At 71.9% G+C, this 7,619-nt stretch carries 13 protein-coding genes; 4 read left to right on the top strand and 9 right to left on the bottom strand.

The genetic code is table 11. The features are described 5' to 3' along the window. Positions 1-628, top strand: a 628-nt coding sequence (locus tag VR44_RS24305; RefSeq protein ID WP_045949714.1) for a DUF1906 domain-containing protein, incomplete at its 5' end; no start/stop codon positions are given. A 7-nt stretch (positions 629-635) separates the two neighbouring features. Here VR44_RS24305 and VR44_RS24300 read toward each other — a convergent pair. Genes VR44_RS24300 through VR44_RS24285 form a run of 4 tightly spaced genes read right to left on the bottom strand, consistent with a single transcriptional unit; the run spans position 636 to position 2,703 of the window. Further along, on the bottom strand, positions 636-1,310 hold the full coding sequence (locus VR44_RS24300; RefSeq protein ID WP_045949713.1) for a contact-dependent growth inhibition system immunity protein: 675 nt from the start codon (positions 1,308-1,310) through the stop codon (positions 636-638). Between the two features lie 13 nt (positions 1,311-1,323). Beyond that, positions 1,324-1,623 (bottom strand): RNase A-like domain-containing protein, encoded by a 300-nt coding sequence (locus tag VR44_RS24295; RefSeq protein WP_045949712.1) that lies wholly within the window; start codon positions 1,621-1,623, stop codon positions 1,324-1,326. A gap of 31 nt (positions 1,624-1,654) precedes the next feature. After that, positions 1,655-2,242: a hypothetical protein gene (locus tag VR44_RS24290; RefSeq protein ID WP_052713797.1), complete on the bottom strand. Its 588-nt coding sequence runs from the start codon at positions 2,240-2,242 to the stop codon at positions 1,655-1,657. A gap of 8 nt (positions 2,243-2,250) precedes the next feature. Next, entirely contained in the window at positions 2,251-2,703 is a 453-nt protein-coding gene (locus tag VR44_RS24285) for a hypothetical protein (RefSeq protein WP_045949711.1), read from the bottom strand. Between the two features lie 260 nt (positions 2,704-2,963). Here VR44_RS24285 and VR44_RS45245 point away from each other — a divergent pair, with 260 nt between their 5' ends. Continuing rightward, positions 2,964-3,353 (top strand): hypothetical protein, encoded by a 390-nt coding sequence (locus VR44_RS45245; protein WP_157880389.1) that lies wholly within the window; start codon positions 2,964-2,966, stop codon positions 3,351-3,353. On the opposite strand, the gene VR44_RS24280 is transcribed toward VR44_RS45245, so the two are convergent. From VR44_RS24280 to VR44_RS24260, 5 genes are read right to left on the bottom strand one after another with little or no spacing between them, the layout of a single operon-like run. Continuing rightward, positions 3,305-3,610 carry a WXG100 family type VII secretion target gene (locus VR44_RS24280; protein ID WP_045949710.1) on the bottom strand — a complete coding sequence of 102 codons (306 nt, stop codon included), beginning with the start codon at positions 3,608-3,610 and terminating at the stop codon, positions 3,305-3,307. The genes VR44_RS45245 and VR44_RS24280 overlap by 49 nt on opposite strands. 29 nt (positions 3,611-3,639) lie before the next feature. Further along, positions 3,640-3,960, bottom strand: a complete 321-nt coding sequence (locus VR44_RS24275) for a hypothetical protein (RefSeq protein ID WP_045949709.1) — start codon at positions 3,958-3,960, stop codon at positions 3,640-3,642. Further along, positions 3,957-4,466, bottom strand: a complete 510-nt coding sequence (locus VR44_RS24270; RefSeq protein ID WP_045949708.1) for a pyridoxamine 5'-phosphate oxidase family protein — start codon at positions 4,464-4,466, stop codon at positions 3,957-3,959. Before VR44_RS24270 ends, VR44_RS24275 begins: the two co-directional genes overlap by 4 nt. Before the next feature lie 36 nt (positions 4,467-4,502). Further along, positions 4,503-5,237, bottom strand: a complete 735-nt coding sequence (locus VR44_RS24265) for a vWA domain-containing protein (RefSeq protein ID WP_045949707.1) — start codon at positions 5,235-5,237, stop codon at positions 4,503-4,505. Continuing rightward, positions 5,234-5,887, bottom strand: a complete 654-nt coding sequence (locus VR44_RS24260; RefSeq protein WP_045949706.1) for a PadR family transcriptional regulator — start codon at positions 5,885-5,887, stop codon at positions 5,234-5,236. The genes VR44_RS24265 and VR44_RS24260 overlap by 4 nt, the downstream gene beginning before the upstream one ends. Positions 5,888-6,015: 128 nt before the next feature. Between VR44_RS24260 and VR44_RS24255 the strand changes: the two genes are divergently transcribed. Further along, a complete protein-coding gene (locus VR44_RS24255) occupies positions 6,016-6,744 on the top strand; it encodes an SDR family NAD(P)-dependent oxidoreductase (protein ID WP_045949705.1) in 729 nt (242 codons plus the stop codon). After that, positions 6,741-7,619, top strand: an 879-nt coding sequence (locus tag VR44_RS24250; RefSeq protein WP_045949704.1) for an alpha/beta hydrolase, incomplete at its 3' end; no start/stop codon positions are given. The genes VR44_RS24255 and VR44_RS24250, both read left to right, overlap by 4 nt.

The following is a 7,619-nucleotide window of genomic DNA, read 5'->3' as shown; positions in this document are numbered from 1 at the left end:
CGCCCAGCCGCAGCTGACGGCCGACTGGGTGCGCAGGCAACTCGCGGCGGGCTGGCACCTGATGCCGATCTGGGTGGGGCCGCAGCCCTGGCACAGCACCAGCACCGGCCTGTCCACCGACCCCTCCGAGGCCGACGACCAGGGCCGCGAGGCCGCCGAAGGCGCGGCCGCGGCGGCCCGCGCACTCGGCCTGCCCGCCGGCACCCCGCTCTACGCCGACCTGGAGAACTACACCGACCGCGACACCTGGGACGCCCCGGTCGTCGCCCACCTCACCGCCTGGACCGTACGGCTGCACGAGCTCGGCTACCACGCGGCGGCCTACGTCTCCGCGAGCTCGGGAGCCAAGGCGCTCTCCGCCCACTACGCCCAGGCCCCGCAGGCCATGCCGGACGTCCTGTGGGTGGCCCGCTGGAACGGCGCGGCCTCCGTCACCGACGCCGACCTGGGCCTGCCCTCCGGCACCACCCAGTGGTCCGGCCCGCGCCGGGCCCACCAGTACCAGGGGGACCACGACGCCACGTACGGCGACGAGACGATCAACATCGACCGCAACTGGGTAGACGTCGCCCCCACCGCCCTCACCCCGCTCCCCACCGTGACCCCGCCGGGCCGCCGGCTCCCCTGACCCGTCCCTAGGCGTACGCGGCGCGGGGTCCGGCCAGTCGTTCGGCGACCACGGCCAGCCAGCCGCTCGGTGCGTAGGGGGCCGGCGGGTCGACCTCCATGCCGAGCTCGGCCACGCCCACGGCGTAGTCGACCTCCTCCAGGCCCAGGGCGAGGAGCTCGCGCACCTCACCGACGACGCGTGCCACGAGGGTGGGGTCGGCCGAGTCGGCGTAGTCGCGGACGGCGGTGTCGTGGTCGTCGAACTCGTCGGGCATGTCCTGGGAGAACCAGCCGCCCAGGAACTGACCGAGTTCGGGGAACCGGGCGTGCCATTCCCAGTGCGTCTCGGGCAGGGCCACCGGGGCCGGGACCCGGCCCTCCTCGATGCTCCACCTGATGTGATCGGCGAGTACCAGCAGCCACTGCTGGATCTCGGCCTCGGGGAGGCCGATGTCGGGGACCGGGTAGAACTCGCCGAGGCGGTGTCGCAGCCGGCCGGGCGGGTTCTCGGCGTAGGCGCGAAGCTGCTGCTCGGCGACCGACAGAGCCCAGGGGCGGGTGTGCCACGTGTGGCGCAGGTAGGCGGTGAGGGCCCGACCGGGCCGGTCCGGGGTGTCGTCGGCCGACTGGCCGGCGTAGGCGCTGATCACCTGGTCGAGCTCGCCGTAGCGGCGGTCGAACTCCAGGGGCTTCATGGACATGGGGAGGTCGCCTCTACAGGTAGATCGGGAAGGTGCCGTGCACGACGAACCCGAGCGCGCTCGCGGGCTCCCGCCGCAGCACCACCCGCGCGGCCCGCACGTCCACGGCCCCGCGCCCGGCGAGCGCCATGGCCTGGATCAGGACGCGGCCGACCGGATCCTCGCGCGACGGCCAGGAGGCTTCGATGGTCAGGCGGGGGCGGGTGCCCTGGGCCAGCCAGCGGTGGATGGCCTGCTCATTGCGGTTGACGACCTGCTGGGTGGCCCACTGGGCGGTTTCGCGGTCGGGGTATGTGGCGGATCTGGTGAGCACGTGATGTTCCCGGTTCGGCGGGTCGGGCGGGTCAGAGGGACAGGAAATTCCAGAGCACGGCGACTTCGTCGTCGTTCACGGCGATCAGCCCGGCATCCCAGTCGTACTGGCTGAAGGGGGCATGGGTCCGGAAGGGCTGTTCGTAGAATTCCGGATGGTCGCTCTTCCAGCCGAGGTTGGTGTAGAAGCGGGTGCCGTCAGGAAAGCGCGACAGGATCACACCGGCCCGGCGTTCCATCTCGGGCCTGCGTTCCTCCCAACCCAATGACTTGGAGAGGTCCAGGCGGCTCGTTCCGGCTCCGAGCAGGACGATCAGCGACCGCACCGAGGACCGGGGGATTTCATCCACCCGCCTCCGGTAGCGCTCCGCATCCACAGTGGTGGAGGGTGTCTCCAGCCACGGGAACAGCGGGTCTTCCAGGCGTTCCTCCTCGCCCTCGTAGGGGTCGATTGATTCCCACCCCCGTGGGTCCTGGGTCTCAAGACGCATGATCGCCCCCACATCGAGCCACCATTCGTCGTGCTCGCGCGGAGCGACACCGACGAACGTGCAGAGCCACTTGTAAAGCGTGAGCGCCTCCGACCAGGCCTGCGCGTCCAGCTGGCCCTCTTCCATCATTCGCTCCACTATTGAGGCGTCGACGTGTAGACGACGAACGGCGGGTTCAGGTTCGGGTCGTACTTGAGATGCGAGGTCACGCCCCGAGTGTCTCGGGCGGGCGCGATCGTGCTGGTGTCCTTGTCCACCTCGATGGTCCGACCGGTCCATGCGGGCCCGTTGAGGGGGCCCTCGTGCGGGACCGAGGTCTGCCAGCGGTGCTCCTTCTTGAACTCGTTGAGCGAGCGGGCGCCGAAGCCTTGGGCGCGGGCCAATTCCGCCTGGTAGGTCGGCGCGCTCTTGATGGCGATCTCGAGTTCCGGGAGGAGGGCCTTCAGCTTGCCCGCCGCCTCCGTGAACTCCTTGTGGTACGTCTCGACGACCGCGTCGCACCCCGACTTGTCCATGTGGGACCGGAAGGCCAGCACGATACGGCCGACGAGCCCGCCGACCGCCATCTTGGTCAGGTTCGTCACGCTCATGTCGCTGAGGTCCGCAGCCGTGGCCTTCGCCGCGGTGATGGCGGCCTGGGTGGTGAACTTGGTGGTCCGCTCGCCGACGTCGCAGAGGTGCTCGAGAAGGGGCGCGACCTCCTCCGCAGTCTTCTTCAGGACGTCGACGATGGGGCGCCGGCCGGAAGGCGGGAGGTCCTTGGTGGTCCGCCATTTTGGTGGTCCGCCATTCCCGGCCTCCGGCCTGGGTCCGCTTGCCTTGCGCGTCCAGCTGGCGGCCCCATGCCGTCGTGCCCCAGATGGTCTGGCCGAAGGCCCGCATGGCCGCCTGCCACTCGCCCTTGTCCTTCGGGTCGGTGATCCCGGCGATGGCGGCGTTGAACTCGTCCGAGGCCTTCGCGCCCCCAGGCTTCGAGGAACTTGGCCGCCACCTCTTGGTAGGCGTCCGCGAACGCATCCGCACCCCGTCCGGTCCCGGCGGACTGGTTGTACTTGTTCAGCACGTCGACCAGGGCGAACCCCCGGTCTGCGTGGGCGAACTGGGCTTCCTTCACCTGGTCGGCCGCATGGTGCACGTGCACCGGCTGGACGTCGAAACCGCCGTTCGCCGCCGGGGAGGGAGGCGCCCCCATCAGGCGGCCCCCCAGCCGCGCAGCACGGCCCTGTGGGCGGAAGCGTAGGTGAGGTGGCCGTGCACCACGGTCTCGTGCAGCCAGGCCTGGGTGGCCTGGAGGTCCTGGGCGGAGCGGTCCCACTTGTCGAGTTGGTCCACGAAGGTCTGGCGGGCCTCGCCCTCCCAGCCGAGGACGGCCTTCTCGACACGCTGGTAGAGCAGGTCGAGCTGCTCGTTGAGCGTTTTGAGGATCTCCTCGAGGTCCCCGGCCGCACTCTGGAGAGTGGCGAAGTCCACCGATATGTGGTCGCCGCTCGACGACATGAAATCCCCCCAGGTACTTGTGGCCCGTTCTACAGATCGGCGATGCGGCTGCGCGGTCCCGGCGGCGGTCCCGGCGTGGTGTCGGGTGTCGACAGCGCATCCGCCTCGGCCTGGATGTCCGCGCGGGACTGGAGCCGTCGGAAGTCCTCCAGGATCTCCAGTTCCTGTGCCGAAAAGCCGTCCTTGCTCAAGCGGATCGCCTTGGCCAGGAGCTGCATCGCCCGCCGGATGCGGACGGCATCCTCAGCGGCGGCCCGGTGCTTGGCCCGGTACGCCTCCGATGCGGGCCCGCGCCAACGGGCCTCGATGCCGTCCGTCCACGCAAACGGTTCCGTCCGGTCGGAGGTCACTGCGCCGGGACCTCGCGGGGTGGTTCGTCGTCGTTGCCGCGGCGGAGGGTGTGGAGGCCTCGGGTGGGGGTCCAGGTCCGGACCACCAGTTCCTCGCCGTCGACCGTCGTGTGGACCACCTCGGTCAGGTCGGCGTGGAAGAGGTGGAAGGGGTGCGGGGTGTCCTTCTCCTCCGCGTAGCGGTGGAGTTCGGGCGGGTCCACGATCTCCACCGCCCGGCCCGAGATCCGTACGTCACCGTCGGGCATGGTGTCGTCCGGGCCGGGGTTGGTGTGCAGGGCGAAACGCGGGTCGTGCTGGAGGTCGCGGGCCTTCATCGAACCCGCCATCATGCCCAGCCACAGCTCGCCCCCGCGGAACTCCACGGTGAGCCCGGTCAGGCGGGGGGAGCCGTCCTTGCGCAGGGTGGCCAGGACGTGGTGCGGGAACTGTGCGAAGCGGGCCCGTACCGCCTCCGCGAAGTCCGGTTCCGCCTTCTCGAACGCTGCCCAGTTGTTCGTCGTCATGCGTCCATCAAAGCGCGCCCCGCCTCCGGTGGCCGGTCAGGCGCGCACGATGCCCGCCCGGCGTGCCGCCGCCAGCCAGGCCGGGAACTCGGCGACGAGGCGGTCGTACAGTTCGGCGTCCGGTACGGCGCGCGGGTCGGGGCCGGCGTGGAAGTAGCCCGCGTTGTCCACCACCCGCTTCTGCGGCACCGGGAGTTCGTCCAGGCGGCGCAGGAAGTCGAACTGGCTGCTGCGGGTGTTGCCGAAGCCGACGAACTGCCAGAAGAGGGGGAGCCGGGCCGCCTTGCAGAGGTACTTCTCCGCCGCGAGCTTGTTGACCGGGCCGCCGTCGGTCTGGAAGACGACCAGGGCCGGGTCGGTGGAGCCCGAGTCCAGGTAGTGGTCGATCACCGCGTCCATCGCCAGGTGGTAGGCGGTCTTGCCCATGTGGCCGAGGCCGGCGGCGATCTGCGTGACCCGGCCCTCGTGGGCGGCGAGGGGGACCTCCTCGATGGCGTCGACGTCCGTGGAGAAGAAGACGACCGGTACGCGGCCGTCGGAGTCGAGGTGCGCGGAGAGACCCAGGACCCGGTCCGCGAAGGCCTGTACGGTGCCGTCGCCGTAGTAGGGGCGCATGGAGCCGGAGTGGTCCAGGACCAGGTAGACCGCGGCCCGCCCGCCCTCCAGGCCGTGCTTGCGGAGCGAGACGCCGGCGCTCTTGTAGAGGGGCACCAGGGCCGGGGCGGTTTCCTCGACCTTGCGCAGGCTGATGGCGCCGGCGCCGCCCGTCACGGTGTGGTGTCCGTGTCCGTGTGCGGCTGCGGGCGGGTGTTCCGGGCCTTGATGTCCTCCAGGTCCTCCAGGTCCTCCAGCATGGCGGCCGCCAGGTCGCGCTCGGAGGCGTAGTACCGCTCGGCCCACTTCAGGGTGAGGGTGGGGTACGCCCAGGCCTCCTCCTCCTGCGCGGCCGCCACGTCCGCCTCCGCGCCGCGCCGCATCCCCTCGGCGAACTCCTGCTGTTGGAGGAGGAGTTCGCGCATCTGCTCCGGCTCCAGCAGATGGCCCAGCCACAGCCGCAGCATCGGTCCGTGCTTGAGGACCGGCGGGTCGACGGGGGTCTCGCGCGCCCACCGCCGTACGGCGTCCATGCCGGCGTCGGTGATCCGGTACACCCGCTTGTCGCGGGTGCCGCTGTCCTGGGCGACCATGCGGGAGGAGGCGTAACCGGCCTTCTCCAGGCGCTTGAGCTCGCCGTAGATCTGGCTGAAGGAAGGGCTCCAGTAGAAGAAGCGCAGCGACCAGTCCGACCACTTCTTCAGGTCGTACCCGGAGAGCTCCTCGCCGAAGGAGAGCAGTCCGAGCACCGCCCAGCTGGTCGCGGGGAGCGTGCGCCGGGCGGCCGCCGCGCCGGGGGTGCCTTCTGCCGTCTCGTCTGCTGCCACGGAGCGCAGTCTACGACCGGTTTCGGTGGCGGCCTTCCCTCTGATGGGTGTGACTGCTAGAAGTATTTCTATTAGGCATATGGGTTGGGGTGGTGCTGCCCAACTCCCGTCGTGCGTACGGAGGAAACGTGATCTCGCTGGACGGGAAGGTCGTCGTCATCACGGGCGCCGCGCGCGGCCAGGGCGCCGAGGAGGCCAGGCTGTGCGCGCGGGCGGGCGCGCGGGTCGTGGTCACGGACCTCCGGGAGGAGGAGGGCCGGGCGGTCGCCGCGGAACTGGGCGGCCGGGGCCTGTTCGTACGGCACGACGTCGCCGACGCGGGCAGCTGGGCGGGGGTGGTGCGGGAGGCGGTGGCCGCCTTCGGGACGGTGTCGGCGCTGGTCAACAACGCCGCCCTGTGGCGCACCGCGCACGTGGAGGAGCAGAGCGCCGAGGGGTTCGAGGAACTGCTGCGGGTCAACCTGCTGGGGCCGTTCCTCGGGATCCAGGCGGTGGCCCCGGTGCTGCGGGCGGGCGGGGGCGGCTCGGTCGTCAACGTCTCCTCCACCGCCGGTCTGGTCGGCATCCCGGGCCACGCGGCGTACGGGTCCACGAAGTTCGGCCTGCGCGGGCTGACCCGCTCGGCGGCGCTGGATCTCGCCGGGGACGGGATACGGGTCAACTCGGTGCACCCGGGTGCCATCGACACGCCGATGGTGGCGGGGGCGGTCGAGGGGCGGGACTGGTCGCACGTGCCGCTGGGGCGGATGGGGCGCCCGGGGGAGGTGGGGGAGCTGGTGCTGTTCCTGTGCTCGGAGGCCTCCTCGTACGTGACGGGTGCGGAGTTCGTGGTCGACGGGGGGATGACGGCGCGATGAGCGGGGACCGGGTGAAGGGGGACCGGCTGGCCCCGGACGCGCGGCGGCTGTGCGAGGCCATGGCGGCGGGGTTTCCGGGGCCCGGGGACGTCGCGGCCCTGCGGGCGGTGGTGGCGGCCGGGTCGGAGCGGCCGGGGGTGCGGGGGCCGGAGGTGGCCTCGGTACGGGACTCCGTGGCCTCGGGGGTGCCGGTGCGGGTCTACGACCCCGCGCCGGGGGAGCGGGGACGGGTGCTCGTGGTGTACCTCCACGGGGGCGGCTGGGTGATGGGCGGGCTCGACACGCACGACGCCCTGTGCCGTGAGCTGGCCGCGGCCTCCGGGGCGGTGGTCGTCTCGGCCGGCTACCGGCTGGCCCCGGAGCACCCCTGGCCCGCCGCGGCCGACGACGCGCTGGCGGTGCTGCTGTGGGCGCGGGCCGGGGCGGACGGGCTGGGGTGCGACGCGGGGCGGGTGGTGGTGGCCGGGGACTCCAGCGGGGGCAACCTGGCGGCCGTCACCGCGCTGCGGGCGCCGCAACTCGTCGCCGGGCAGCTGCTGGTGTACCCGCCGCTGGACGCCTCGATGGGCTCCGAGTCGGTCGCGGCGTACGGGCGCGGGTACTTCCACACCGCCGCGCACATGGCCTGGTACTGGGACCAGTACGGCGGAGACCCCGCCCACCCGCACGTCTCGCCGCTACGGGCCCCGGACCTGTCCGGACTGCCCCGCACCCTGATCGTCCTCGCCGACTGCGACCTGCTGCGGGACGAGGGGCTGGAGTACGCGCGCCGGCTGGGGGAGGCGGGGGTGGACTGCGAGGTGCGGCTGCACCCGGGGGCGTTCCACGGCTTCCTCGGCCTGCCGCTGCCGGCCGCGGCGGCGGCCCGGGCGGGG

The sequence above is a fragment of the Streptomyces katrae genome, from assembly GCF_000966975.1.
GTDB classification, from domain to species: domain Bacteria; phylum Actinomycetota; class Actinomycetes; order Streptomycetales; family Streptomycetaceae; genus Streptomyces; species Streptomyces katrae.
The sequence above is the reverse complement of the archived record's forward strand: the minus strand, read 5'-3'. Positions and strand labels throughout refer to the sequence as shown.

Bases quoted from the DNA above. Each gene is read 5' to 3' on its own strand.
- VR44_RS24290 (WP_052713797.1), bottom strand. From the start codon at position 2,242: ATGATGGAAGAGGGCCAGCTGGACGCGCAGGCCTGGTCGGAGGCGCTC.
- VR44_RS24270 (WP_045949708.1), bottom strand. From the start codon at position 4,466: ATGACGACGAACAACTGGGCAGCGTTCGAGAAGGCGGAACCGGACTTC.
- VR44_RS24300 (WP_045949713.1), bottom strand. From the start codon at position 1,310: ATGTCCATGAAGCCCCTGGAGTTCGACCGCCGCTACGGCGAGCTCGAC.
- VR44_RS24280 (WP_045949710.1), bottom strand. From the start codon at position 3,610: ATGTCGTCGAGCGGCGACCACATATCGGTGGACTTCGCCACTCTCCAG.
- VR44_RS24285 (WP_045949711.1), bottom strand. From the start codon at position 2,703: ATGAGCGTGACGAACCTGACCAAGATGGCGGTCGGCGGGCTCGTCGGC.